The sequence below is a fragment of the Pedobacter xixiisoli genome (assembly GCF_900215335.1).
In the GTDB taxonomy this organism is placed as follows: Bacteria; Bacteroidota; Bacteroidia; order Sphingobacteriales; family Sphingobacteriaceae; genus Pedobacter; species Pedobacter xixiisoli.
Map to the genome: position 1 here is coordinate 1,049,938 of NZ_OCMT01000001.1, position 26,377 is coordinate 1,076,314.

General features: G+C 36.3%; 20 protein-coding genes and 2 tRNA genes. 13 read left to right on the plus strand and 9 right to left on the minus strand.

The window, feature by feature from the left end:
- Window position 1: 1 nt before the first annotated feature.
- Window positions 2-1,585 carry a hydantoinase/oxoprolinase N-terminal domain-containing protein gene (locus CRO54_RS04080; protein ID WP_097128986.1) on the plus strand — a complete coding sequence of 528 codons (1,584 nt, stop codon included), beginning with the start codon at window positions 2-4 and terminating at the stop codon, window positions 1,583-1,585.
- A 79-nt stretch (window positions 1,586-1,664) separates the two neighbouring features.
- Here CRO54_RS04080 and CRO54_RS04085 read toward each other — a convergent pair whose 3' ends face one another.
- On the minus strand, window positions 1,665-2,012 hold the full coding sequence (locus tag CRO54_RS04085) for a hypothetical protein (RefSeq protein WP_097128988.1): 348 nt from the start codon (window positions 2,010-2,012) through the stop codon (window positions 1,665-1,667).
- Window positions 2,013-2,256: 244 nt separating this feature from the next.
- Here CRO54_RS04085 and gatB point away from each other — a divergent pair, with 244 nt between their 5' ends.
- The 3 genes from gatB (at window position 2,257) to CRO54_RS04100 (ending at window position 5,710) form a co-directional block, all read left to right on the plus strand.
- Window positions 2,257-3,723, plus strand: a complete 1,467-nt coding sequence (gene gatB, locus CRO54_RS04090) for an Asp-tRNA(Asn)/Glu-tRNA(Gln) amidotransferase subunit GatB (RefSeq protein WP_097128990.1) — start codon at window positions 2,257-2,259, stop codon at window positions 3,721-3,723.
- A gap of 82 nt (window positions 3,724-3,805) precedes the next feature.
- A complete protein-coding gene (locus CRO54_RS04095) occupies window positions 3,806-4,921 on the plus strand; it encodes a TlpA disulfide reductase family protein (RefSeq protein WP_097128992.1) in 1,116 nt (371 codons plus the stop codon).
- Window positions 4,922-5,020: 99 nt separating this feature from the next.
- The gene (locus CRO54_RS04100; protein WP_097128994.1) at window positions 5,021-5,710 is read left to right on the plus strand and encodes a response regulator transcription factor; all 690 of its coding nucleotides are present in this window, start codon (window positions 5,021-5,023) and stop codon (window positions 5,708-5,710) included.
- 418 nt (window positions 5,711-6,128) lie between these two features.
- Here the strand turns inward: CRO54_RS04100 and CRO54_RS04105 are convergent, their stop codons facing one another.
- On the minus strand, window positions 6,129-7,244 hold the full coding sequence (locus tag CRO54_RS04105; RefSeq protein ID WP_097128997.1) for a helix-turn-helix transcriptional regulator: 1,116 nt from the start codon (window positions 7,242-7,244) through the stop codon (window positions 6,129-6,131).
- A gap of 966 nt (window positions 7,245-8,210) precedes the next feature.
- Here CRO54_RS04105 and CRO54_RS21435 point away from each other — a divergent pair.
- The 5 genes from CRO54_RS21435 (at window position 8,211) to CRO54_RS04135 (ending at window position 14,070) form a co-directional block, all read left to right on the plus strand.
- Window positions 8,211-9,308, plus strand: a complete 1,098-nt coding sequence (locus CRO54_RS21435) for a slipin family protein (RefSeq protein ID WP_097129001.1) — start codon at window positions 8,211-8,213, stop codon at window positions 9,306-9,308.
- A gap of 182 nt (window positions 9,309-9,490) precedes the next feature.
- Window positions 9,491-10,252 (plus strand): nucleotidyltransferase domain-containing protein, encoded by a 762-nt coding sequence (locus CRO54_RS04120; protein WP_097129003.1) that lies wholly within the window; start codon window positions 9,491-9,493, stop codon window positions 10,250-10,252.
- A complete protein-coding gene (locus tag CRO54_RS04125; RefSeq protein ID WP_097129005.1) occupies window positions 10,242-11,309 on the plus strand; it encodes a DNA polymerase beta superfamily protein in 1,068 nt (355 codons plus the stop codon). The genes CRO54_RS04120 and CRO54_RS04125 overlap by 11 nt, the downstream gene beginning before the upstream one ends.
- 2 nt (window positions 11,310-11,311) lie before the next feature.
- Window positions 11,312-12,742: an RtcB family protein gene (locus tag CRO54_RS04130; protein WP_097129008.1), complete on the plus strand. Its 1,431-nt coding sequence runs from the start codon at window positions 11,312-11,314 to the stop codon at window positions 12,740-12,742.
- Between the two features lie 143 nt (window positions 12,743-12,885).
- Window positions 12,886-14,070, plus strand: a complete 1,185-nt coding sequence (locus CRO54_RS04135) for an oxygenase MpaB family protein (protein WP_097129010.1) — start codon at window positions 12,886-12,888, stop codon at window positions 14,068-14,070.
- A 114-nt stretch (window positions 14,071-14,184) separates the two neighbouring features.
- Here CRO54_RS04135 and CRO54_RS04140 read toward each other — a convergent pair whose 3' ends face one another.
- The gene (locus tag CRO54_RS04140; protein WP_097129013.1) at window positions 14,185-15,042 is read right to left on the minus strand and encodes a hypothetical protein; all 858 of its coding nucleotides are present in this window, start codon (window positions 15,040-15,042) and stop codon (window positions 14,185-14,187) included.
- 297 nt (window positions 15,043-15,339) lie between these two features.
- Between CRO54_RS04140 and fabF the strand changes: the two genes are divergently transcribed.
- On the plus strand, window positions 15,340-16,581 hold the full coding sequence (gene fabF, locus CRO54_RS04145) for a beta-ketoacyl-ACP synthase II (protein WP_097129015.1): 1,242 nt from the start codon (window positions 15,340-15,342) through the stop codon (window positions 16,579-16,581).
- Window positions 16,582-16,688: 107 nt separating this feature from the next.
- Here fabF and CRO54_RS04150 read toward each other — a convergent pair whose 3' ends face one another.
- The 5 genes from CRO54_RS04150 to CRO54_RS04170 form a co-directional block, all read right to left on the minus strand.
- Window positions 16,689-18,905 (minus strand): oligopeptide:H+ symporter, encoded by a 2,217-nt coding sequence (locus tag CRO54_RS04150; protein WP_097129017.1) that lies wholly within the window; start codon window positions 18,903-18,905, stop codon window positions 16,689-16,691.
- A gap of 86 nt (window positions 18,906-18,991) precedes the next feature.
- A complete protein-coding gene (locus CRO54_RS04155) occupies window positions 18,992-19,924 on the minus strand; it encodes a hypothetical protein (RefSeq protein WP_240775013.1) in 933 nt (310 codons plus the stop codon).
- Between the two features lie 9 nt (window positions 19,925-19,933).
- Window positions 19,934-21,112 carry an acetyl-CoA C-acyltransferase gene (locus CRO54_RS04160; RefSeq protein ID WP_097129019.1) on the minus strand — a complete coding sequence of 393 codons (1,179 nt, stop codon included), beginning with the start codon at window positions 21,110-21,112 and terminating at the stop codon, window positions 19,934-19,936.
- Between the two features lie 89 nt (window positions 21,113-21,201).
- Complete coding sequence (locus tag CRO54_RS04165; RefSeq protein ID WP_097129021.1) at window positions 21,202-21,381, minus strand: type II toxin-antitoxin system antitoxin; 180 nt, start codon at window positions 21,379-21,381, stop codon at window positions 21,202-21,204.
- A gap of 50 nt (window positions 21,382-21,431) precedes the next feature.
- Window positions 21,432-22,289 carry an SPFH domain-containing protein gene (locus CRO54_RS04170; RefSeq protein WP_097129024.1) on the minus strand — a complete coding sequence of 286 codons (858 nt, stop codon included), beginning with the start codon at window positions 22,287-22,289 and terminating at the stop codon, window positions 21,432-21,434.
- A 141-nt stretch (window positions 22,290-22,430) separates the two neighbouring features.
- Between CRO54_RS04170 and CRO54_RS04175 the strand changes: the two genes are divergently transcribed.
- From CRO54_RS04175 to CRO54_RS04185, 3 genes are all read left to right on the plus strand, one after another.
- Window positions 22,431-24,506, plus strand: a complete 2,076-nt coding sequence (locus CRO54_RS04175; protein ID WP_240775014.1) for an HD family phosphohydrolase — start codon at window positions 22,431-22,433, stop codon at window positions 24,504-24,506.
- 67 nt (window positions 24,507-24,573) lie between these two features.
- Window positions 24,574-24,660, plus strand: a tRNA-Ser gene (locus CRO54_RS04180).
- Between the two features lie 26 nt (window positions 24,661-24,686).
- Window positions 24,687-24,760, plus strand: a tRNA-Pro gene (locus CRO54_RS04185).
- A gap of 501 nt (window positions 24,761-25,261) precedes the next feature.
- Here the strand turns inward: CRO54_RS04185 and CRO54_RS04190 are convergent.
- A complete protein-coding gene (locus CRO54_RS04190; RefSeq protein WP_240775015.1) occupies window positions 25,262-26,290 on the minus strand; it encodes a winged helix-turn-helix domain-containing protein in 1,029 nt (342 codons plus the stop codon).
- Between the last annotated feature and the right edge of the window lie 87 nt (window positions 26,291-26,377).

Here is a 26,377-nt window from a genome sequence, read left to right on the forward strand (position 1 = left end):
TATGTTTTATAAGATAGGAGTAGATGTAGGTGGAACTAATACCGATGCAGTATTGGTTTCTAATGCAGATGAAATTATAGCTAAGACCAAACAAACAACTACATCAGATATCAGTAGTGGTATCGAAAATGCCATTAGTGAGGTGCTTTCACAAAGCAAAATCCCTAAGGAATTGATTAAATATATCATGCTAGGGACAACCCATTGTACAAATGCTTTGGTAGAAAGAAAAGAACTCAATAAAGTGGGAGCAATTCGCATCGGCTTGCCGGCCGGTAGTGCTATTCCTATAATGACAGATTTTCCAGAAGACCTAAAAAAGATGCTAGAGAAGCATTGTTATATGGTAAATGGGGGATATGAATATGATGGGCGTCTCTTAAATCCTTTGAATGAAATGCAAATTAAAGCGTGTCTTCTAAAAATGAAAGGAGAAGTAGAATCACTTGCTATTACTGGGATATTCTCAAAAATTAACGCTGACCAGGAAATACAGGTTAAAGATTGGGCGAAAGAGATTTTAGGAGATGACATTAAAGTTAGTTGTTCATTTCAAATTGGAGGATTAGGCTTATTGGATAGGGAAAATGCATGTATATTAAATGCTGCACTACATGGAGTCGCTCTTAAAATGGTTCATGCTTTCAGAGCCACAGTTAGTCGCTTACAATTAAATGCTCAACTATTTATCGGACAAAATGATGGTACTTTGATGTCTTTGGAACAAGTTCAGCAATTCCCTATCCATACCATTTCATCAGGGCCTACAAATAGCATTAGAGGAGCGGGCTTAATGTCGAAAGTGAAGAACGGTATTGTGATAGATGTTGGTGGCACCACTTCTGATGCAGGTGCATTAATTAATTTTTTTCCTAGAGAAAGTACCCAGGCAACTGAAATAGGAGGTGTTCTAACTAACTTTAGAATGCCCGACGTGGTATCTGTGGGTATCGGAGGAGGAACAATTGTGCGATTCGACCATGATGTTTGTACGCTTGGTCCTGATTCCGTTGGATTTAGATTAAAAGAAAAGTCAATCGCTTTTGGCGGAGATACACTTACACTTTCCGATTTCTTTATAGCCGACAACCAGCTGCAATTAAATGATGTGCTGCAAAAGAGAGAGCTTGTGGCAAAAATCAGCAGCACTTTGCTTATCTCTTACGAGCAGGCATTGGAACTTGTGAAAACAGAGATTCAACAAAAAATAGAAAAGCTGGTTGATGCACTGAAAAACAATGCCGACGAGGTTTCTGTAGTGGGCTGTGGAGGAGGTGCATTCCTATTACCTAAAAAAATCGCAGGCGTTTCCGAAGTGCTTTTTCCTCGAGATATGGAGGTCGCAAACGCATTTGGAGTTTGTATCGCAAAAATTAGCAGCGAAGAAGAAATTGTTATTAATACCATGTGTGCTGATGAAAAGGAAGAAATGCAAAAACTTTTAGATAAGGCAAAAAGTAACCTATTATCGAAGGGAGCCAAACAAGAAACCATTGCAGTACTTATAAAAGAAGCTGTTCCGTTGGCGTATTTGCCTGGAGCGATGTTACTTAGGATAAAGCTTTTTGGTGATTTAAATAACTAAAAGTACTATCAGTTTTAAAAGCTATAATGCTTTAAATTATAAAACTACAAAGCCCCGAGATTATCGGGGCTTTGTAGTTTTAGTGTCTTCCTCTTCCATTACCTTTATGATGTTTGAAAGATTTATTATGATGTTTATAATGAACTTTCTTGTTGTAATGATGCCTAGGCGGAGCACTGTAGTAATGTCTAGTTTTTACCGTTCTGTAATGCTTACTAGGTCTATAATTGTTTCTTTCTACGTAAACATACCTTGTAGGTGCGGGTGCGTAATAAGTACGATGAACAACTGGTCTAGCATAGTAGTCGGTATAATAACCGTACCTGGGCTGCGCACCAATATTGATATTTAAACTTACTTGAGCGTTGGCTGTTTGCAATGTCGCTGCTACTATAGCAACGGTAAACATCAGGATTAATCGTTTCATATAACTTAGTTTTCTGTGTGTATTAAAACCTATACGAATACCGTGCCATTGCAAACTAACATTTTTCTCTGCTACATAATTGATACATTAAATGCTGTGACTTATCTATAGTCGTACAGATATTTCATTTACCTCGTTAATTTGTTTAATATCTGTGTATATGTAGCTAAAAACCTAGTTTATATTAGGATAATCGCTATATTTGAAAAGCTAAAAAGGACGCACCACGCAGTAATTTCAATTAATGAGTACAACCACTATTGCAAAAGATACTAGCAGTTTCGAGCTCGTTTCGGGTTTAGAAATCCATGTTCAGTTAAATACACAATCCAAAATATTCTGTTCAGACAGTGCTGCTTTTGGCGCTGGACCAAATGAACATATCTCTACCGTTTCCTTAGGTTTGCCAGGAGCTTTACCGAAATTAAATAAGGAAGTCATTGAAAAAGCGATGCGTATTGGTCTGGCTTTAAACTGCGAAATCAATCAATACAACTTCTTCGATAGGAAGAATTATTTCTATGCAGACTTACCAAAGGGATATCAAATTACACAAGACAACAGCCCGATTTGTAAAAATGGCTATTTAAATGTGCGTTTGAGCGATGGTTCTGAAAAGAGAATTGGCATTAACCGTATCCATTTAGAAGAAGATGCTGGTAAAAGTATGCACGATCAGGACGATAATTATTCTTTCGTGGATTTGAACCGTGCCGGTGTTCCCTTAATCGAAATTGTAACCGAACCAGATATTAGAAGTTCTGAAGAAGCTGCTGCCTTGCTTACAGAGATTAGGCAGTTGGTACGTTTCCTAGATGTTAGCGATGGCAATATGGAAGAGGGTTCGCTGCGTTGCGACGCCAATATTTCTATCCGCGAGAAAGGAACAACAACTTATGGTACCAGATGCGAGGTGAAGAACGTAAACTCTATTCGTAATGTGCGCAGAGCGATGGATTTTGAATTTGGAAGACAAGTAGAAGTGGTAGCAGCAGGAGGAGAAATTATCCAAAGTACTTTAAACTTCGATGCGGATAAGGGGACTACCTCGCCGATGCGTAGCAAAGAAGAAGCTAACGATTATCGCTACTTCCCAGATCCAGATTTGCCGCCAGTAGTAATTGATGATGAATGGTTAGCTAGGGTTAAATCGGCCATGCCAGTTTTACCAAAAGAGCTTGCTCAAAATTTAATAACCGAACTTGGTATAAGTCTTTCAGAGGCAACTTTATTAGCAGACGATAAGGGATTGTATCAATATTACATCGATGCTCAAGAGCATGTTCTTCATAAAAAAAGCTTATTAAATTGGTTGCTGGGCAGCATAAGAGCTATTTTAAACGAAAAACAAATCGATATAACCACTTATACTGTAAAGCCCCTGCAAATGGCCCAAACTATCAATTTGGTTGATGAGAAGAAGATTTCGCAGCAAAATGCTATCCAGATCTTATTGCCTGCACTAGAAAAAGATGCAAATGCCAGTCCAGAAAAATTAGCTAAACAACTTAATTTACTGATTGTTGAAGACGTGGATGTTATTGCTGGATTGATTGATGAGGTTCTATCAAAATATCAACCGCAGGTAGAAGCATACAAAAAAGGAAAGAAAGGCGTTTTAGGTTTGTTTGTTGGCGAAGTAATGAAGCTAGCTAAAGGCAAAGCCGATGCGAAGAAACTAAATGAATTGATTCTAGAAAAGTTAAAATAGGTTATAAGTTATACGTGATAAGTTTTACGTATCTAGGCAGCATGTCTAAATACTAAATACTCACATCTCAATACTAAAAAGAATGAAAAAAATAAGCATAATACTATTAGTAGCAATCAGCATAATCACAGCTTGTAAAGATAAATCAAAATTTACCATAAGTGGAAAATTGACTAATGCAGAGATGAAAAACAAGGTATATCTATATGGTATGGCCAGCAACAGTATGGTGCCATTAGATTCTACCAACCTATCTGCAAATGGAGAGTTTAAATTTACCAATACTAAGCCCGAAGCAGATTTCTTTAGGGTTAACTACGCAAATAACGAATATATTGTAATCGCTAAAAATGGTGATGAGATAGAAATTACAGCAGATGTAAATGATAAAAACCAACATTATACTATAGAAGGTGCGGATGATGCAACTAAACTTGCGGAGTTTAACGACCTGAAAATAAAACATCAACAGAAAATATTTGAAGTTAGCCAACAATTTGAGCAGAAAGTTGCTGATGCTCCGGATAAACGCGACCAATTATTGCAAGAACTTTCTCCAGTTTATAATAATGCCTTAAACGAGCTTAATCAAGCTATCATCAAGTTTGCTTTAGATAACAACAAATCATTGGTAAGCTTTTATGCCATTAGTTTGGTTAATCCGCAAGGCAACGAAAAAGCAATGGTAGATTATGCAGAGAAAGTGGATGCAAGCTTGAAGCAACACTCGGCGGTAAAGAATTTTGTAGAGAAAGTTTCGAGGTTAAAAGCGGTACAAGTAGGCCAGATAGCTCCTGATTTCACTATTCCTAGCATTGATGGTAAAGAGGTGAAGTTGACCGATTACCGTGGTAAATATGTATTGCTAGATTTTTGGGCATCGTGGTGTGGACCTTGCAGAACTGAAAACCCGAACGTAGTTAAAGCTTATCAAACCTTTAGAAACAGAAATTTTACAGTGCTGGGCATATCCTTAGATAAAGACAAGAATGCTTGGATGCAGGCTATAAAACAAGATAATTTAACTTGGGACCAGGTAGGTGAATTGAAGGCTTTTGAAGGTGCTACGGTGAAGTTATATCAGGTTGAGGCTATTCCTAGCTCATTTTTGCTAGACCCACAAGGTAAAATCATAGCTAGAGACCTGCGAGGCGAGGAGTTAGAAGCTTTCTTAAACAAAACCTTAGCTAAACTCTAATTCTATGTTAACACATGGTGTAGTCTTAACAATTTGTTAACTTAGGTTTAACTAAATGTTGCAATTGTATACTTACTTTCGTAACAAATTAAAACTATAATGAGTACAGCTAAACAGAAGATTTTAATTGTTGATGACGAACCAGATATTCTTGAATTGATTGAATACAATTTGAAGAAGGAAGGTTACCAAGTTTATTTGGCAAGCAATGGTCAAGACGGAATTAATGTAGCTAAAAAGGTTCAGCCTGATTTAATCATCTTAGATATTATGATGCCTAAGATGGATGGTATTGAAGCTTGTCGCTTAATGAGAGCTATTCCGGAGTTTAAAAATACGTTTATGGTGTTTTTAACTGCTAGAAGTGAAGAATATTCTGAAATTGCTGGTTTCAACGTGGGTGCTGATGATTATATCGCGAAACCAATTAAGCCAAGAGCATTAGTAAGCCGTATCAATGCAATTCTACGTCGTAATGTGAGCAGTGATGATGTTTCTGAAAATAAATTAGAAATTGGTGATTTGGTGATAGACCGCGAGTCTTACCTAGTTTATCAAGGTGGTGAGAAAGTCGTTTTAGCGAAAAAAGAGTTCGAATTACTTTATTTGCTAGCCTCTAAGCCTGGTAAAGTTTATACCCGCGAAGCGATATTGAAAAACATTTGGGAAGACTCGGTAGTGGTTACCAATAGAACTATTGATGTACACATCAGAAAACTGAGAGAAAAGTTAGGAGAAACTTACGTGTCAACCGTAAAAGGAGTAGGTTATAAGTTTGAACTTTCTTAAAATATTGAAAGCCTCGATGTAAATCGAGGCTTTTGTTTTTAACCTTGCCGTCATTTCGACTGAAGCGCAGTGAAATGGAGAAATCTTTCGAAATGCCTTTGTGAAATACGTCATGCCCAACTTGATTGGGTATCGTAATGCGTTAGAAAAATATATAGCAGAAGTACAATAGCTTTAAGATTAGCTTTGCTGAGCACTTCGTGGTTCCGTATTCTTGTATCGTGTGGATACAATTTCATTTGTCGTCATTCCCGCTTAGGCGGGAATCTTAAAGCGTTAATTTGGATACGCTATTGCATTACGATACCCGCTTTCACAGCCTGCTCCGATATTATCGGAAGGTATGACGGCATTTTTAAGGGAAGTGCACAAGTTGTGTCACACGATACGTATTCGTGGGAATGACGACCGGCAAAATTTACAGTTCCAACTTCCATTGTTGTTGCACCTTTTCTTTTTCCTTTTTTTCAAGAGGGACAGTGATTTGAGGTGTTGTCTTTTCTTTTTTGTCTTCTTCTTGTTCGTCGTAATAAAGATGTTGAGCTCCCTTTAACCTACGTTTAATTCGTTGAGCCAATATCTTTGGTCCTAAAACCTTTACACACTCCCCAAAACCAAGTATTTCTCGCTCCAATTCATAATTCAGTACCACATCAATTCTGAAAATGGTAGTTTTTTCTTTTTCTGCAACAAGTTCCTGCGTGTGATGCAATGGTTTGGTGATTACATAAGGAGCATTTCTGTTGTCGAATTCTAAAATTACTTTGTGTGCTCTGTCGTTGCTGCTTTTGGTTACGCCAATTAAATCACTATAATAACGTTCAAAGTCAATCCCCTCATGAGCTTTAAAGGGCTCATTTGGTAATTCCTGAAATTCGATAATCCTATCCAATGCCAGATTTAAAAGCATTCCACCTTTTTTAGCTTTAACGATCACAAACCAACGGTTTCTATATTCCTTCAATAAATATGGATAATAGATTAAATGCTGAGATTGCTGTGCCTTAAAAGATTTATACTCTATTAGTAAAGCTGATTTTTTCAAGATAGCCTGATACAGTTTCGGGATGTAATCCATCCCTTTCAACTGATTATTGCTTTCTAATTGGATATAATTACCACCTTCATGGGTTGATTTATGAAGATTGTTTTCTAAGCGGGTAATCATGTCGCTCATTTCGTCGAAGTAGTTGAAGGCATTGAACTGCTTTAAAACCCCAACAATTTCTTTCATTTTATCTACATCGGCGTTGTTTATTGGAGCTTTGGTGATACTGAAACTATCATCTTCATAAGTGTAAAATCTTTTGTCTTTTACGATAATAGGTGCGTTGTAGCCTAATTTATCGCTGCGCATCAATTGAATGTCTGCCTGTATAGTGCGTTTACTCACGCCAGAAGTAATTCCTTCTAGCTCGTAAAGTGTTTCAGAAACCTTTTCGATCAAACTTTCTAAGGTCCATTTTTTATAACGGTTTCTTAAACAATCGTCGATGGTTTTATATCTAATTAATGCGAGCTTATTTGCAGCCATTTCGCTATGGTTTTATTGTTATTCAGAAATATAGGCATAAAGCTAAAATAATTTTGTTAAAACTCTATTTTAACTGCGCATTATATCTGCGTATTAAAGCTATTTATTAGCTGTTTTGAGTTTTATTTTTAATTTATTTTATTGTAAATCAATTAATTGACTTTTTATTCTGAAAAATATTTTATTGCGCAAATATACTGCGTATAGGTGCTTGCATCTTTGTAATGTCGCTGGTCGATAACAGTTCTTTGATTAAATATAAAATAGATATAAAGAAATTCCGATGTAAAAATCGGGATGGCAAATTAAAGTTTAAACCTATCCTTAGTTGAGGGTTTCAAAAGGCCCCAAAGTATGAGTTGCATTGCATCATCATATGCTGATAGGAGAATGATTTTTGTCCAATTTGTGTGTCGTGGGTTCGAATCCCACTTCCGAGCAATCGGAGTAACTCAGGGGTAGAGTAACAAACCAAATGCAGGTTCGAATCCTGCTTCCAAAACCATACTTTGGAATAGCATAATGGTTGATGCAATGGATTAGGGTTCCATCTAAAAAGAAGAGATACTTTAAATTTCTCAAACCAAAAGCATTGCAAAAGCAATCGGCTTGTAGAGCTTGCAAAACCTCGAAGAGCAAATTTGCCTTTTGCTTTGTAAGTAAAAACGAAAAAGGTGCTGATTTAACAATCAAATCATCGTGCAGTAGAAAGCCATATCCAACGGATGTCGCCGAAGCTAAAATTTGATTTCATTCTTAAAAACAACCCAACACAATTTACTTCCGCAGAAAACAGATGAATGTTTTTGCAATGCTTTTTTAAAATGTAAAAATAGCTTGTAAAACAGATGCTGAACTAAATTCAGCATGACGGATTTTCGAAGGTTCGTCACCCTGAATTTAGTTCAGGGTCAGTTAAGCGGGCCGGAATATAAAAAGTAAAACAAATTTTAAACATCAAAAAACATGAAAAGAATTACAATTAACACCAATTATGTTGGATTGGTGTTTAAAAACGGAGAATTTAAAAGAGTATTAACAACAGGTACTTACTGGTTGGGTTTCGGTGAAAATGTGACTTTGTACGATAAAAGCAAAGATTACGATTTCTCGACCGCAGAGTTAGATGTGTTATTGTTAAATGCTGAGTTTGTGAACTTAATTTACTTGGTAAGTGTAGCCGATAACGAATTGACCTTAGTTTACCAAAACAAGAACTTTAAAAACGTTTTAAAAGCTGGCAGATATGTGATTTGGAAAGGTTTATCGACTTATGAGTTTTTAACTGTGGATATCAGCAAAATAGAAATTGAAAACACCATCGATAAATACTTATTTGAGAAAGGTGCGTTGTTCAACTTTATCAGAATGTATAAAATTGAAGCTTATGAAAAGGGCATCATGTTAATTGATGCAAAATTCGATAGGATTTTAGAAGCTGGAACTTATTTGTACTGGAAAAACAATATCACAATTGACGTTTTGAAAGCTGATTTGAGGCAATTGAACATGGAAATTGTTGGTCAAGAGATTTTAACGAAAGATAAAGCGCAATTGAGGATGAATTTTACCATCCAATACAAAGTGGAAGATGTGGTTAAAGCCTTGTTGATGAACAAAGATTTCGAAAAGCAATTATATGTTACAATGCAATTGGCTTTAAGGGCGGCTGTAGGTTTAATGACTTTTGATGAGTTAATGGAGAGCAAAGAAAAAATTGGCACATCAGTTTTGGAAGCTACCGTTAACAAAGCCGAAGAGTTGGGTGTAAAATTAGCTGATGCTGGTGTGAAAGACATCATTTTGTCTGGCGAGATTAAAGACATCATGAACCAAGTGTTGGTTGCCGAAAAAAGAGCACAAGCTAATATGATTACGAGGAGAGAGGAGACGGCATCGACCAGAAGTTTGTTGAATACCGCAAAATTGATGGAAGATAACACTATGTTGTACAAATTGAAAGAGATGGAATACGTGGAGAAGATTGCAGAGAAAATCAATACCATCAGTTTATCTGGCAGCGGACAAATTGTAGATCAGTTGAAACAGATTTTTGTAAAGTAATAGGCTAAAAGTACTTAATTCCTCCCTCTTTAATTCTCCCTCCAAAGGGAGACACGTTATGCCTAAGCGATATGCTTATCCCCCTCTTTGAGGGGGCAGGGGGAGGAAATGCTCTCAAAATAAATTAAATTTAGACGCCCTCGACAAGTGAACGATGCTTGTCGAGGTTAGATTAGGAAACAATGAAAACAACGATAATAAATAAGTTAAAGGAAATAGAAATAACCAATAATATAAAAATATTATTTGCTTGTGAATCTGGTAGCAGAGGTTGGGAATTTCCTTCACCTGATAGTGATTATGATGTAAGGTTTATTTATGTTGGACCACTTAATTTCTACCTTTCAGTTTTAGAAAAAGATGACCATCTTGGTTTTCCAATAAATGATGAGCTAGATATTTATGGTTGGGATCTTAGAAAAGTATTAAAGCTTATCAAGAAATCCAATACTACACCTTTTGAGTGGTTGCAATCGCCAATAGTTTATAGTGAACAGGAAAATTTCAAGAATGATTTGTGGCAGCTTTGTCAGTCTTATTTCTACAGAAAGACAAATATTAACCATTATTTAGGTATTGCTCATGGCGCATTGGCAACGATCGTTAATGAAGATGAAATAAAAATAAAGAAACTATTTTATGTGCTTAGACCACTGCTTTCTGCAAAATGGTGCTTAGATAAAGAAACAATTGCTCCAATGACAATTGGTCCATTATTAACGCTAATGCCAGAAAATTTAAAAGTAATGGTTGAGGAATTAATCGCTTTAAAGGCAGAGTTGGCAGAGAGTTTTATGGTAAAAATAGATTCAAATTTGAAAATATATATTAACGAGCAGTTTGAAATATGCAGGAATGCTGCAATGAAACTTCCAAAAGAAAGCTTTGAAGCCGAAATGCTAGATACATTCTTTAGAAACACAATAATGAGTTATGACAATTAAAGAACTAAAAGATAGAAATCTATTATTATTCGAATGTTTAAGTGGAAGCAAAGCTTATGGCTTAGATACACCTCAATCAGACACTGACATTAAAGGAGTCTACTATATGCCAAAGGATATGTTTTTTGGATTAAAATATATTCCTCAAGTGAGTAATGAAACTAACGATGAGGTTTATTATGAAATAGGTCGTTTTGTCGAGCTTTTGATAAAGAATAACCCTAACATAGTTGAAATTTTAGCTACTCCAAATGATTGCGTGATATATAAACATCCACTTATGGACAGATTACAAATTGATTTAGTTTTATCTAAGCTATGCAAGGAAACCTTTGGCGGTTATGCACTTACTCAGATAAAAAAAGCTAAAGGGTTAAAAAAGAAAATCGTTAATCCAATGCCTAAAACTAGAAAATCAGTTTTAGATTTTTGTTTTATAACGCAAGCTTATTCGTCTGTTAAAGCAAATAAATGGCTTAAGCAACATAACCTATCAAATGCAAATTGCGGATTGTCAAAAATCCCAAATGGAAAGAATTTGTATGCGTTGTTTTATAGTGAAGGTAATGATTTTAGCTATAGAGGAATAGTAAATAAAGAATTTGCTAATGATGTTTCGGTATCGTCTATACCTAATGGGGAGAAAGAGATTGCTTACGTATTCTTTAATAAGGATAGTTATTCAACCTATTGTAAGGAACATAGTGAGTATTGGGACTGGGTTGGAAAACGTAATGAAGATCGATATCGTCTTAACAAAAAGCATGGTAAAGATTATGATGCAAAAAACATGATGCATACTATTAGATTGCTACAAGTCGCATTGGAAATTGTTAGAGATGGTAAGCTAAATGTGAAGAGAGCAAATAGAGATGAATTGTTGGCAATAAAAAGAGGAGAATTTGAGTATCAAGAGGTGCTGGAAATGGCAGAAGTGCTGATGCAGCAAATTGAGAAAGAAACGGTTTATAGTAAGTTAAAGGATAATCCTGATGAAAAAGAAATGGAAAACATACTTATCGAGATTAGAGAAGAGCTTTACAACAAAAGAGATTAAAAATGAAAACAAACGTAACAGGAGCTAACCTTTTAGCAATTGGTTACTCCGAAGGTAAAATAGTGGGCTTGGCTTTAGATATTTTGAAGGAAAACTTTGCAGAAGTTGATGAAGCAGAATTATTAGCCTTATTTAAAAAATTAAAAGATTATCCAGAAAGTTTTTTGGATGACCCTATATTGGCCGAATTAGCAAAAGCAATGATTGAAGACGCTTTGCCAAAAACAAAAGATACGATTGATTTGCTAGCACAAGCTGATGCGAAAGATTATAATATTTTTGGTGAAAGCTACATTGAGGAAGGCGCAAGAAACCAAATGAACATTGCTATGAAACTGCCGATTACCGAAGCAGGTGCGTTAATGCCAGATGCTCACCAAGGTTATGGTTTGCCAATTGGCGGGGTATTGGCGACTAAAAATGCTATCATTCCTTATGGTGTTGGTGTCGATATTGGTTGTAGAATGGCTTTGAGCATTTTTGATATTCCAGAGAAACATTACTTTGGTAAAGATGACAAGTACAAAAGGGAGTTAATTGCTTTTACCAAATTTGGTGCTGGAAGAGAATTTAGAGGACTGGAAAGAGCAGATCATGAGGTGATGGAAAACGAAGCTTTTAATGGTACACCATTTTTTAAAAATTTACATGGAAAAGCTTGGGCGCAATTAGGTACTTCGGGCGGCGGAAATCACTTTGTGGAATGGGGAATTATCGAATTTGCTGAAAGAGATGAGGTTTTGAACATCGATAAAGGTAGGTACGTTGCTTTACTAACGCACTCAGGTTCTAGAGGTTTGGGAGCAACTATCGCTGGTCATTACACTAAATTGGCTAAAGAGATTTGTAAATTACCAAAAGAGGCAGCGAACTTGGCTTACTTGGATTTAAACTCTGCAGAAGGGCAAGAATATTGGATTGCTATGAACTTGGCTGGTGATTATGCATCCGCTTGTCACGAGGTAATTCATAAAAGATTGACTAAAGCAATTGGTGCAAAGGTTTTAGCTAAGGTAGAAAACCATCATAATTTTGCTTGGAAAGAAACTTTAAATGGCGAAGAAGTGATTGTGCATAGAAAAGGTGCAACTCCGGCAGGAAAGGGCGTAATGGGGATTATTCCGGGAAGTATGACTGCGCCTGGCTTCTTAGTTAGAGGTAAAGGGGAAGTGTCTTCGATTAATTCGGCATCGCATGGTGCGGGTAGGTTAATGAGCCGCTCTAAAGCCATCCAATCTATCACTAAATCTGATATGAAAGCCATTTTAAAAGACCACGGTGTTACCTTAATTGGTGCGGGTTTAGACGAAGCGCCAATGGCCTACAAAGATATTCACCAAGTGATGGCTGCACAAACCGAATTGGTAGATGTAGTTGCCAAGTTTGAGCCTAAGATGGTGAGAATGGCCGATGATGGGAGTAGGGAAGATTAACTTATGTACAAACAAAGACTCGATGATTATCGGGGCTTTGTTTTTAGCAGTTTTATTTCTTTTTCGTCTATATTTATACATTGTTATCGCAGAAAATTATTAGAAACAATTCGTGCTGGAACAAATTTTGAAATATACGTACCATGAACAATCCTAGCCGTTACAAATTAAACACAACTTCATTTAAAAACTATTGGGAAAAGGGCATCGGTGTAGCATTGTTAAAGAAACTAGAAAGAAAACCCGATTTAAAAGATGCGGAAAGGTTTTTGCCTCATCTTTTCGAATTTGATGGGAAAGCTGATGAGTTAGTTCAACAATTACACCAAAAAATGGGTTTCGTAAAAGGGCAAAAACTAGTTGATGACTATATCTCTGGAAAAAATATCTTTGATAAAGAAACTGAAAATCAATTAAAAACATTCTTCGATGATTTAGATACATCACCTAGTTGGCTGGATTTATCACTACTAAAATTAGGTTCCGAGTTTAGTCAGCGAAGTGGCATTTCTGGTTTAATCGTTTTACGAGATTATTGTTTGATGGGCGGTTATGAATCGGCTGCTATTAATAAGCCTTTGATTTACACTGGAGCCCTAAAGAAAGGTGCGGCAAAGCGATTAACAGATACCACTGAATTTTGGGTAGATATTACGGGTGATGATGCACTTTTAAATAACGGTATTGGATTTAAAGCAATTATTAAAACTAGGATGATTCATTCTTTTTCTAGAATTAACATCTTAAAATTAACCGATTGGGACAGTAGTAAACTTGGCGCTCCATTAAACCAATGGGATATGTTGGCGACTAATTTAGGTTTCTCTCTGGTTTATTTGGTTGGTTTACGCAGACTTGGATTTAAGCCTAATGAAAATGAAGTAAAGGGATTATTTCATTTTTGGAAGTACATTGGTTATTTACTGGGTATTCCACTTAATTTATTGCCTAATACTGAAGAAGAAGCTATTGAGTTGCTTTATTATTGGACAATGACACAGCCAGAAGGTGATGAAGATACCATTGCATTGGCTAAAGCTTTATACGAAGAGCCGATTTTGGCGAATTACCCCACCACTAAATTTGGTAGACAAATGATGCAGGAATTTCACCTGTTCTATAATTACTATTTACTAGGCGATTATTCTTGTAATCTTTTGCAGTTGCGTAAAACGTTTACCGGCAAAATTGCTTACCTGAACGTGGTGAAAAATAAGATACAAGCTAGAAATACGCATAAAGAGCATTACCGTAAAAAGGCAATTGTAAAAGGAAGAGCCGAACATTTAGAGGTAAAGCGGATTTATCTAACGTATAATTCAAAATAGTTTTCGTTCTTACGGTTACGCATAGCTGACCATGCAAAATAACTATGAGCCTATATTCGCTCTAAAAAAATGAACCTTAAAATAAATAGTAACGTATTTACACGTCAATCTTTTTTAAACTTCGAGATTTGTGATCCTTAAATTGGTAAACAAGTTCTTCTTTTTTGCAGTAACTCTACCTTTTTTATCTACTGCATTGTCTACATTAATTACGTTGATATACTTTGCCTGTTCTCCTGGCAGTTCGAAAACCACAACTTCTGCAAAGTTCTGTTGGTCTACCAACTCTGGATTATGTTTTAACAAATCTGTGTTTTTATTACTTAAGGCAATTAAAAAATCATCTTTGCTATGAATGTAATTGATGCGATTTATTAATTTTCTTCGCTCCATCCACTTGTCATAAGTTTCGGAAAACGGTTGTGTTACCTGTCCGTTGCCTACTGCGAAAATTATTCCTCCCATAATGACTAAGAATTCGCCGAACCAAATAAACCAAAGCATTCCACCAGAAACTGTAGAACTGCCTTTGATACGGAAAGTGCCAATTTCGTTTAGGTATTTAATCTCGTCAAATAAAACAATTGGGTGTGTAAATAAATAGAAAGCATCTTTGAACAGATTACCAATGTCTGTACCACTTAACTTAAAAGTGAAGCCATTGGCACTATACATGAGTGCATCAAAAACTATCCATTGAAAATAAAATGCCAACAGACCACAAAACACAGCTATGGCAATGGCAACTTTAAAGTTCCTGATTTTACCAATTTTAATACCTAGGTCTATAAAAAAACCTAAACCCATTCCCAATAGAAGCGCACAAATCCCGTTAAACCAAATATTCGGAATCAATCTCACTAAAATGATATAAATAATGGGTAAAATAAAGGAGGCGAGAATGCCGAAAAGAATCGTTTTTAAAACACCTGAAGGTGATGCAATACCAGATGGAACGTATTTGTCTGCCATAAATTTGAAGTAAATTTTTATGAATGAATTTTTGAATATGGATGAAACAATTGGGATGCCAAGATTCTCAATTTTTAATGAAATAACCTTAGTGAGGGCTGGAGATGTATATTCGCTGGCTTTCGGTTTATATTCGTTTAATAAATAAATTAGAAAATAAAGACATTTTAATTCATATCAAATGCGAACTTTGCGCCCTTGAAACAAATAAAGCTTATTCTATGGGGTTTCCTTTAGCATAAGCTCGTTAATACCATTGAAAAACAATGGGGATACATTAATAAAACTTAACACAAAATGAAAAGAGTTGTAGTTACTGGTTTGGGAACAATTAATCCATTAGGGCATAATGTTGCCGATTTTTGGACAAATATTGTTGAGGGTAAAAGTGCATGCGAAACGGTTACAAGGTTTGATGCTTCTCGCTTCCGTTCTCAAATGGCTTGCGAAGTGAAAGGATTTAATCCTGCTGAGCATTTGGATAGAAATGAAATTAAGCGTACAGATTTATTTACGCAATATGCTTTATATGCGGCTGCACAGGCAATGGAAGATTGCGGTATTGATTTGACTACTATTGACCCATTTGATTTTGGTGTGATTTGGGGAAGTGGACAAGGTGGTATGCAAACTTTTGAGACCGAGGTAGAAAATTATGTAAAAGGAGATTACAACCCACGTTTTAATCCTTTCTTTATTCCGAAGCTTTTGGTGAACATGGCTTCTGGTTTAATTTCGATGAAGTTTGGTTTGCAGGGTATTAACTACACGCCAGTTTCTGCTTGTGCTACTGGTAACAACGCCATTATGGATGCTTTTAACTACATCAGAATGGGGAAGGCCAAAATGTTTGTAACAGGTGGTTCTGAAGCTGGTATTACGCCAGCATCTTTCGGTGGTTTTGCCGCATTGAAAGCCATGTCGCACAGGAACGATGACCCACAAACTGCAAGTAGACCGTTTGATAAAGATAGGGATGGCTTTGTGATGGGAGAAGGTGCGGGCGCTTTGATTTTAGAAGAGTACGAGCATGCTAAGGCAAGAGGTGCTAAAATTTATGCAGAAGTAGTTGGTGCAGCTATGACTGCGGATGCTTATCATATTACTTCACCACATCCAGAAGGAATTGGTGCAGCTAAAGCGATGAATTTGGCTTTAGAAGAAGCTAATGTAAAACCAGAAGAGTTAGATTATCTGAATCTTCATGCAACGTCTACTCCAGTAGGCGATTTAGCTGAATTAAATGCAGCTCACTTGGTTTTCGGTGCATCTGAAAATTTACACATCAGCTCTACTAAATCTATGACAGGGCATTTATTGGGTGCTGCAGCGGCGATAGAAGCAATTATTGCGATTAAGAGTATCAATGATAATGTGGTACCTCCGACAATCAATGTTTCAGAACCAGATCCAGAAATTCCTGCTGGAATGCAATTGGTATTTAATAAAGCTTTGCATAAGGAAGTTAAAACAGCAATGAGTAACGCTTTTGGTTTTGGCGGACATAATAGTACGGTTGTATTTAAAGAGTTGGTTTAGTTTCCTAAGACTTACGAAGTTTGATAAAATTGGTAAGTCTATATCTCGTATAAAACAGAAAAGCCCCGAATTAATTCGGGGCTTTTCTTGTATAGTAAGTAGTGGAACTATTTCACACCGTGCATTAGTTTTTTAACTACTGGTCCTAAAACAAACGCGAATAGCGATGCACCAAGAGACACAGCCGTCAGCATCCAGAAGAAATAGCTGTAACCTTTTTCGCCAGCTACACTTTCAGATACTTCACCAAAAATACCGGCTAATTTGTTACCGATGGCTACTGCTAAATACCAAACACCAAACATGATGGCAATCATTCTTCCTGGCACCAATTTACTCACATAAGAAAGTGCTACCGGAGATACGCAGAGCTCTGCCATAGTATGGAATAAATATACAAACACCAACCACATCATACTCACAGAAGCAGATTTAGCACCAGCTGGAATAGAAGCTGCGCCAACTGCTACAAATGCCATTCCTATTGCTAAAAACAACATGCCAATAGCATATTTATTATTAGCTGAAGGATTACGTTTGCTACTCCACCATTTCGAGAATAAAGGAGCTAATGTGATAATGAATAATGAATTTAAAATGTTGAACCAACTAGCGTTGATTTCCGTAGCGGCAACTTTAGAAACAATAGTCGCTTTAGTAGGAGAAACTTGATTGTTATCGTATTTAATATTGTGGGTAACTAAAATCTGTTTTGCATCGCCTACTTTTAAACCATCTTTTTCACCTTTAGCAAGTCTGATTTCTCGTTTAATGCTTGCTCCAGCGGTAGTGGTAAATTCAACTTCTGCGTAACTCACCAATGTGCCAAAAGCACCAGGTTTTTCTTTATCAGCTATATTGGTAATTTTTCCGCTGAAAACATCTCCAATGTAGTTTTTATCCGCATCAACAAGAGCGTTGTTTTCGATAGTTGCCTTTTCGCTTGGCGTGTAAAAAGAGGTGTTTTCAACATCAATAATTGCTACTTGTTCGTTATCCTTATAAGATTCTGAAGAAACTACTTTTCCCGTGTTCACAACACCATTAGCATTTTGGTACTGAACATTGTAGGAAGTAGATTTATATTCGTTTACTACCATCCAAATTGCAATTCCCCAGATAATTAGAAAACTGAAACCTAAAATGATATTTGATAGCTTATACTTGCCGAAGGTTTGTCCGAAAAGTTTAAATAATACCCAAGTAATAATGGCTAAAGGACCAAGTGTGATTAAAGAGTTAACAAACTTAAATACTGTTCCTGCTGTGCCTTCTAAAATTCTTTGTGTATAATCTTTTGCAAACAATGTTAATGAACCTGGTGCTTGTTCGAAGATAGACCAGAAAATCATGGTAATAACCGCAAAGAACACAATAGCAATCATTCTATCTTTAAGTACTTTATCATATCTAGAAATTCTAGATACCAACAAAATTAAAAATAATACAAGTGCCGTTAAGATGATGAAGTTACTTCCATCGATTCCGAATAAGCTAAAGCTAAAAAGATTTGTCGTTCCTTCTGATATTTTATTAACTGGGTCGTTTAATATCCATGCTAAACCTAAAACAATACATGCTACTATTAATACCATGTGAAAGCTTGTAAATGGATTAAGTTTACCGCCTTCTTGTGTAGTAGAAGCAGCAGCAGCTTTTTCAGCCGGAGTAGCTTTTACAGGCTTAAGGCCAATGTTTCCAAAAATATCTTGAGCAAACCAGAACTGTAATAAACCAAACAACATGAAAATACCTGCTACACCGAAGCCCCAGCTCCATCCAATTTTCTCGCCTAAATAGCCGCAAAGCATGATTCCGAAAAATGCACCAGCATTTACGCCCATGTAGAAAATGGTATAAGCACCATCTTTCTTCTCAGGAAAATCTTTGTACATTTCTGATACGATAGAGGTCATATTTGGTTTAAAGAAACCACTACCAAACACTAAGAAAAGTAGACCAGCGTAGATAAAAAATGAAGTCTCTAGCGCCATAAAAGCGTGGCCTAAAGTCATTAGCAGGGCTCCAACAACTACCGCCCAACGTATACCAATTACTTTGTCTGCGAAATAACCACCTAACATGGTGGAAAGGTATACTAATGCCGTGTATGTTCCAAATATGGCAAGTGCGTGTTCTTTTGGCCATCCCCAGCCGCTGTCTAATACGGAGGCGGTAAAGAATAATACCAATAAAGCTCTCATTCCATAGTATGAAAAGCGCTCCCACATCTCTGTAAAGAAAAGGACAAATAACCCAGATGGGTGTCCTAGTACTTTACTCTTGAAAAAATCATTTTGATTTTCTGCAGTACTTGTTTGCATAAATTATTTAATAAGTTAGTCTTAGTTTTTTTGTAAAAAAAATTGGGTGCAATATAGGCTAATACATTTGTATTTTATCAACAATATTAATGTTTACGCTTCGGGAATAGCGTAGTCGCTTTTCTTGGAGTGCTATAAAGTTCATCTAAACTAGAAGCATCATTTCTTAGTTCTACATTTTCCTTAAAGTATAATCTGGGATAACTAATTGAGTAGCCGTCGAAACTGGAATCGGAAACATAATACTCAGCTTTGCCTTCCATATTGCTTTCATAGGGTGCCAAATGGTCGAAAACAATCATGTTCGCTTGTTTGTCGAAAGTCAAGGTCATGGAGTTTTGCTTGTTATATTCGAAAACAATTCTATTCTTGTTCGTCGGTTTTTTCTTGATTTCGAAGATGCTCTTTCCAAAAATAACTTGGTCTTTGTCGAAAGACAGCACTTCAATTACCTTTTTAGTCGTCTTTGTACTGTTGCCTTTCCATCCTAATAAGATGTAATAAGGATTTTTGCTTGGATAGGTTACAGGAATTATTTCGTAGTACCTAGCTCCGTACCAATTCTTATGATTGGTAATTGAGTTGTCGTCTAAAATGTTCTGCGTATCGTCATTTAACGGAATTAGTTTTAATGAACCATCTTTAGTAGCCATTTGAATGGTTCCGTAAAATTTGTAACTGCCATCAGCAAAAGGCAACGACCAAGTAATTATTCTAAATGATAAATTTGGTGACTTCAAAAACGAAACATTGTTGGCTAGCGAATCGAAATTAAATTGGAAGGAGTGAGGAGTTTTAAGTGCGCCAATTAGCTTTTTGACAAACATCGTATTGTATGCCATGCGTTCTACATCATCTTTTACGGTAATTGTAGAATCACTGTAAGTAGATAAACTATCTTGAGCTAGATTAAGCTGGCTTACGGTTTCGGGTGTAAGTAATACCTGTGCATTTAACTTTAAACACGTCGACCCAAATATCAATATCAAAAAAAGCGCCCTTAAAAATTCCTTCTGCATTTAAATTCGTTAACGAAGATTTTCTATAACTATTGCACTAGCACCACCGCCACCATTACAAATTCCGGCTACACCAATTTTACCGTTATTTTGTTGTAGCACAGATAGCAACGTAACCACTATTCTAGCACCAGAAGCGCCCAGTGGATGTCCGATGGCTACCGCTCCACCATTAATGTTTACTTTATCTCCATTTAAGCCCAGTTCTTGGTTGTTTGCTAAAGAAACCACAGAAAAAGCTTCGTTAATTTCGAAATAATCAACTTGTTCTTTGGTGATGTTGGCTCTTTGTAGAGCTAATGGGATTGCTTTGGAAGGTGCTGTGGTAAACCATTCTGGAGCTTGTTGGGCATCGGCATAAGCTAACACCTTAGCCAGAGGCTTTAAGCCTAGTTCTTTTGCTTTATCAGCGCTCATTAAAACCAAAGCCGCTGCCCCATCATTTAATGTAGAAGCATTTGCTGCCGTAACTGTTCCGTCTTTTTTGAAAACAGGTTTTAAACTTGGTATTTTATCAAATTTAACTGCTGCAGGTTCTTCATCTTCATTAAATAAAGTGATGTTGCCTTTTCTATCCTTTATTTCTACAGCTACAATTTCATCTTTAAATTTTCCATTCGCTTGTGCATTTTGTGCTCTTTTGTAAGACTCGATAGCAAAATTGTCTTGGTCTTCACGAGTGATGTTGCAAGTCTCTGCGCAAAGCTCAGCGGCAGAACCCATGTGGTAATCGTTGTAAACATCCCACAAGCCATCTTTCACTAAACCATCAGTAATTTGTCCATGACCTAAACGATAACCATTTCTGGCTTTGTCTAAATAATAAGGAACATTACTCATACTTTCCATTCCGCCAGCAATAACGATGTCATTTTCTCCTAAAGCGATACTTTGGGCAGCTAGCATAATGGCCTTAGTACCAGAAGCACAAACTTTATTAATGGTGGTGGTAGGCAAATCTGGTAAATCTGCAAATTTAGCTGCTTGTGTAGCTGGTGCCTGACCTAAACCAGCAGATAATACATTGCCCATGTAGACCTCTTGCACTTGTTCTGCCTTAATACCTGTCTTTTCGATAGCGCCCTTAATAGCGATACCGCCTAACTGTGTGGCAGTAAATCCTGATAGTGAGCCGCCAAAACTACCAATAGGAGTTCTAACCGCTGATACGATAACTACTTCTTTCATTTTGTATGTGATAAACTAATATTTGGTTGGCGGCAATTTAGCTAATATCTCCTAAATAAGGTATGAAAGTCAATTATTATTGCAAAAAACTAAGGGGTTTCACTGTCTTTTTTGCTGGACTTTTTCTTTCGTGCTTTTATCGCTTCGTTAAGAAGATATTCTATTTGTCCATTCGTACTTCTAAATTCATCGGTAGCCCAATGCTCTACTTCTTTAAGCAATGCAGGGCTTATCCGCAATACAAATGCTTTTTTCTCTTTGTCCGACATTGTGGTGATCTATCTCATTACTTTCGTGTTCAACTTCAGTTTAGAGAGGGTTAATTGTATAACGTCCCGGTGTTAACCACAGGTTGTGCATTTCTATCACCGCACAATACCACTAATAAGTTGCTTACCATGGCAGCTTTGCGTTCTTCATCTAGCTTAACTATCTCTTTTTCAGACAATCTTTCTAATGCCATTTCTACCATTCCTACAGCTCCTTCTACAATCAGTTTACGTGCTGCAATTACAGCTGCCGCTTGTTGGCGTTGCAGCATAGCACTAGCAATTTCTTGCGCATAAGCCAAGTGCGATATTCTTGCTTCAATAATTTCGATACCAGCTCTAGAAAGACGCTCGTTCAATTCTTCTTCCAGTAAATTATTTACTTTTTCTGCACCATCTTTTAAGGTGATTTGTGCATTTTCATCCTCCAAGCTATCGTAAGCAAAGCTGTTAGCTAGATGTCTTACAGCCGCTTCACTTTGGATATTTACATATTGTAGATAGTCTTCAACAGCAAAGCTCGCTTTCGCAGTTTCTTTAACCTGCCAAACAATTACAGCTGCAATTTCAATAGGATTGCCCATTTTATCGTTTACTTTCAACTGTTGGCCATTTAAATTTCTAGCTCTTAGGGATAGCTTCTTTTTGGTAGTTAGGGGATTTACCCAAAAGAAACCTTCTGATTTTACAGTTCCTACATATTTTCCAAATAGAGTCAATACTTTAGATTCATTTGGGTTAACGATAATTAAACCAGGCAATACAAGGATGAAATCTATGACTAGCACAGCAGATGCCCATGCAAATTGCCTAATCGCAAAAAGGTAAATGCCCCCAATCAGTAGTAATAAAAAGATGGCTAAGGTTAGGTAACCCGAAGGTGGTTGTATAATTTTTTCCGTTTTCATAATGATATTATTTTGATATCAATATTAGTCAGAAAAAATGAAATTTAAAAATCCTTTTGATAAGTAATGCTATTCTATTAGCTAGTTTATAGCCTAATGAAGAAATAAATCTTAATTTTGATTTAACTAAAGGATTATATTTTGGCCAAGATTAAAAAGAATTCGCATAAATTACTTTACCGTAAGTACTCTTCCAACCTCAAATATGTGATGATGGCGGTTTGTGTGCTGGTAGTTACACTTTATCTGCCCAAGCAGCCTCGTTTCCGCTACGAGTTTGAAAAAGGAAAAACTTGGTTAAACAAAGATTTAATCTCGCCTTTTAGTTTTGCAATTTTAAAAACCCCTCAACAAGCAGAAGCTGATAAAAAAGCCGTTGTGGAAAATATATTGCCAATTTATCAATTTAAGGAGGATGTTTTCAAAGATCAGAGCGAAGCTTATTTAAATGAATTTGACGTAAAATGGAAGTCGAATACCTTGGATGAGGCAGAAAAGGAAATCAATAGGCAGCGTTCGCACCAACTATTGAAAGCGATTTATAACAGGGGGGTGATTGATATCAATCCTAAACACCAAAAGGGCAATAAGTATTACGACTTTTCTTTATTGAAAAATAATGTTTCTACTAAAAGTAATTCTCAAGACGTTTTTACAGTAGAAACAGCTTTGGCGTTTATCAGAGATAACTTGAAATCTAATGATGAAAATGTAAGAAAGACAATTATAGACCTTTCAGAAAGTCACGTAAAGCCTAATTTGGTCTTTGATGAGGCGCTGACTGCGACAGTTCAGGCCAATGCTTTAAATAGTATTTCTACTACCAAAGGCATGGTGCAAAAGGGAGATCTGATTGTTGCTAATGAAACAGTGATAGATGAAGAAGTTTATCAAAAGCTGGTGTCGTTTCGAGAAAACTACGATGCGCAGACAAAAAGCGTTGGCGATGATAAGCTGGTTTTTCTAGGACAGGTACTCTTGGTTGGTTTTATTGTAACCTTGCTAATGGTATTCCTTTTCTTATTTAGAAAAGATATTTACGCAGATAACCGACAGCTTTCACTGTTATTGCTGGTTATTACTTCGATGCTTTTGGTACTTACTTGGGCAATTAAATTCAATCTATCCAATCTATATCTAATTCCATTCTGTATTGTTCCTATAATTATCAGGATATTATTCGATACCCGATTGGCTTTAAATCTGCACTTGTTGGTCATACTGATAGCAGGTTTCTTCGTGCCTAACAGTTTTGAGTTTGTGTTTTATCAGACTACTGCTGGTATGGTGGCTATTTATAGTATCAAAAATTTGGTAAAACGTGAGCAGTTATTGATTTCTGCATCGTTTATTTTAAGCGCTTACTTTATCTCTTTTGTTGGAATCGCTTTGTTAAGAGAAGGTTCTTTTGGTCACATAGAATGGACTAACTTTCTGCCGTTTGTATTTAGCGTACTATTGTCATTACTTGCTTATCCTTTGATTTACGCATTTGAAAGAGTTTTTGGTATCACTTCAGACGTTGCTTTAATTGAATTGACCAACACCAATAATAAATTGCTTCGTGAGCTTGCTTTTAAAGCCCCTGGAACATTTCAGCACTCTTTACAGGTGGCTAACCTAGCAGAAGCTGCGATATTCAAAATAGGAGGGAATGCGCTATTGGTAAGAGCAGGTGCTTTATATCACGATGTGGGTAAGATGGAAAACCCCCAGTATTTCATCGAAAATCAAACTGGCACTAGTCCGCATGACAAGTTACCTTATGAGCAAAGTGCGCAAATTATCATCAGACACGTTCATAAAGGAATTGAGATCACAAGAAAGTATAAGTTGCCAGAATCGGTTATTGATTTTATACGTACACATCACGGAAATACTCGTGTAGATTATTTTTACCAATCATTCTTAAAGAATTCTCCAGAAAAATTTATTGACGAAAATATTTTCCGTTATCCAGGACCGATTCCATTTTCGAAAGAAACTGGTGTGTTAATGTTAGCAGATTCGGTAGAAGCAGCCTCAAGAAGTCTTAAAAATCCGGACGCTCAACACATAAATGACCTAGTTGAAAGGATAATTGACTACAAATTGGAGCAAAATCAATTAGATAATTGCGATTTAACGTTAAAAGATTTAGAAACTATTAAACTGATATTCAAGACGATGCTAATGAGTATCTATCATGTTCGCGTAGATTATCCAAAAACAATGTAATTTTTTTTTGAAAATATGAACGAATAACTATATTTGCAACCTCGAAACGCAGTAATGCTCATCGAAAGGAGAGGTGCCTGAGTGGCCGAAAGGAACAGTTTGCTAAACTGTCGTACTGGTAACGGTACCGCGGGTTCGAATCCCGCCCTCTCCGCAGTAACGAAGTTTGTTACCAAAGTTCGGGATGTAGCGTAGCCCGGTATCGCGCCACATTTGGGATGTGGAGGTCGTAGGTTCGAATCCTGCCATCCCGACTTCAGAGGACAAATTGAATTAATTTTCGATTTGTCCTTTTTTATTTCCTTTTAATTCGTTTTTAATTATCTAGATTAGATACAACACAAGTTTTTACTAGTGGTTCGATACTGTGTTCATCGAAACTCAGTTTTTCGGAATATATTTGAGTTCCATATAATTCACCTTTTTTTTAAGCTTCATTTAACTTTAATGACGTTTTTGTTAGCTTAGCTGATTTAAAAACACGTTAATGTTTTTTGTTAGTTTGGAGAGTATTGGTTGCATTTTAAACTGCTTTTTATATTCCAAGAGCAGTTTAGAAACATTTGTTATTAGAAATTAGCTTGTACGAAAAAATGGACCCAATATTATCTTTGAGACGAGTTCATAAAAGCTAAATGACACGTTCGGTGTAACGAAATTGGATTATTCTCTTGCTTAAATCTACTTATTGTATTAATTGAAAATGCTAAATTGTTAAAAAAACAAATTTAATTGCAGTGCACAACTAATCAGCTTTACAGTGAATTTCTTAAGATAACCTTCGCTGGATCACGCATCTTAACCACTTCCTTTTTCAATATGGCTTTGGCTGTTTCTTCACCCATTTTATTGAAATCTGTACTGATTACAGTAATTCCATCTTCTAACACCTCTTTTACCGCAGTGTCATTGTAAGAAAGTAAACCTATATCCTTACCAAGCTTCCAACCCTTTTTACGAGCTATTTTAATGAGTGTCACATCATCCTGATCATATCGACTAAAAGTGATGTACGCATCTCCCTTTTTAGCAAATGAAGCATCTATTTCGTTTACAATCGTGTGTCTCTTCGAATTAAGTTTCGAGAACAATTCAAAGCCAGCTATCACCTCTTTGGCATGAAAGGCTTCAAGTGGGGCAACGAGTACCAGTCTTGAATACTTTTCTAGCTGTGGAAGCAATTCTGTAAGAGATTCCTGGATGTCTGTTCTGTAGTCCTGATAAATGCAGGTGTAGTCGCCATCTAGATTTTTTTCTTGGTAGTCAATAATTATCCTTTTTTGTGAAGGAATACGATTTAGTACTTCTGCTGTATTGCCGTGCAAAAAAGTGGTAATTACGAAGTGCGTATAATTAGGGAGGTTTTCATCAATTAATTTCTCGAAAACCTTAAAATTATGGTGATGAAAATAGACATCTACATCAGCTTTATCTTTAATGGTCTCCAGAAAAGAATGATATATCCGGTCTCTTAAAACATTCATTTTATCAAGAATCAAACAAATGCGATAGGGGTGGTACTGTTTTTTCTTTTTTACATAATAGCCCTTTCGATACTCAGCCTCAATAATTCCCTTTTCTAACAAATAGTTTAGACCTTTTAACGCCGTTTCCTTACTGATTTTCAGTTGCTCTGTCAATTGATTTAATGAAGGCAAGCGATCATTTATTTTCAATTTGTTGGTTTCTATCAGATGGTTGATATGCTCAGCAAGCTGAAGATATTTCATCCTGTGTGTAGAAACGTTTGGATTAGCTGCTGTTGTCTTTTTAGTTGGGCTCACTGTTTTAGGTTTTTCAATACAAAGCTAAAGGATATTTCTGAAAAAAAAATCCATACCATACCAAACTAATAATAAAAGAGATAGAAC

What these genes read in the sequence shown, in the direction of transcription:
- CRO54_RS04135 (WP_097129010.1), top strand. Translation starts at nt 12,886, where the DNA reads ATGAACAATCCTAGCCGTTACAAATTAAACACAACTTCATTTAAAAAC.
- CRO54_RS04100 (WP_097128994.1), top strand. Translation starts at nt 5,021, where the DNA reads ATGAGTACAGCTAAACAGAAGATTTTAATTGTTGATGACGAACCAGAT.
- CRO54_RS04125 (WP_097129005.1), top strand. Translation starts at nt 10,242, where the DNA reads ATGACAATTAAAGAACTAAAAGATAGAAATCTATTATTATTCGAATGT.
- CRO54_RS04140 (WP_097129013.1), bottom strand. Translation starts at nt 15,042, where the DNA reads ATGGCAGACAAATACGTTCCATCTGGTATTGCATCACCTTCAGGTGTT.
- fabF (WP_097129015.1), top strand. Translation starts at nt 15,340, where the DNA reads ATGAAAAGAGTTGTAGTTACTGGTTTGGGAACAATTAATCCATTAGGG.
- CRO54_RS04155 (WP_240775013.1), bottom strand. Translation starts at nt 19,924, where the DNA reads ATGCAGAAGGAATTTTTAAGGGCGCTTTTTTTGATATTGATATTTGGG.
- CRO54_RS04165 (WP_097129021.1), bottom strand. Translation starts at nt 21,381, where the DNA reads ATGTCGGACAAAGAGAAAAAAGCATTTGTATTGCGGATAAGCCCTGCA.
- CRO54_RS04095 (WP_097128992.1), top strand. Translation starts at nt 3,806, where the DNA reads ATGAAAAAAATAAGCATAATACTATTAGTAGCAATCAGCATAATCACA.
- CRO54_RS04105 (WP_097128997.1), bottom strand. Translation starts at nt 7,244, where the DNA reads ATGGCTGCAAATAAGCTCGCATTAATTAGATATAAAACCATCGACGAT.
- CRO54_RS04085 (WP_097128988.1), bottom strand. Translation starts at nt 2,012, where the DNA reads ATGAAACGATTAATCCTGATGTTTACCGTTGCTATAGTAGCAGCGACA.
- CRO54_RS04170 (WP_097129024.1), bottom strand. Translation starts at nt 22,289, where the DNA reads ATGAAAACGGAAAAAATTATACAACCACCTTCGGGTTACCTAACCTTA.
- CRO54_RS04080 (WP_097128986.1), top strand. Translation starts at nt 2, where the DNA reads ATGTTTTATAAGATAGGAGTAGATGTAGGTGGAACTAATACCGATGCA.
- CRO54_RS04160 (WP_097129019.1), bottom strand. Translation starts at nt 21,112, where the DNA reads ATGAAAGAAGTAGTTATCGTATCAGCGGTTAGAACTCCTATTGGTAGT.
- CRO54_RS04130 (WP_097129008.1), top strand. Translation starts at nt 11,312, where the DNA reads ATGAAAACAAACGTAACAGGAGCTAACCTTTTAGCAATTGGTTACTCC.
- CRO54_RS04120 (WP_097129003.1), top strand. Translation starts at nt 9,491, where the DNA reads ATGAAAACAACGATAATAAATAAGTTAAAGGAAATAGAAATAACCAAT.
- CRO54_RS21435 (WP_097129001.1), top strand. Translation starts at nt 8,211, where the DNA reads ATGAAAAGAATTACAATTAACACCAATTATGTTGGATTGGTGTTTAAA.
- CRO54_RS04150 (WP_097129017.1), bottom strand. Translation starts at nt 18,905, where the DNA reads ATGCAAACAAGTACTGCAGAAAATCAAAATGATTTTTTCAAGAGTAAA.
- gatB (WP_097128990.1), top strand. Translation starts at nt 2,257, where the DNA reads ATGAGTACAACCACTATTGCAAAAGATACTAGCAGTTTCGAGCTCGTT.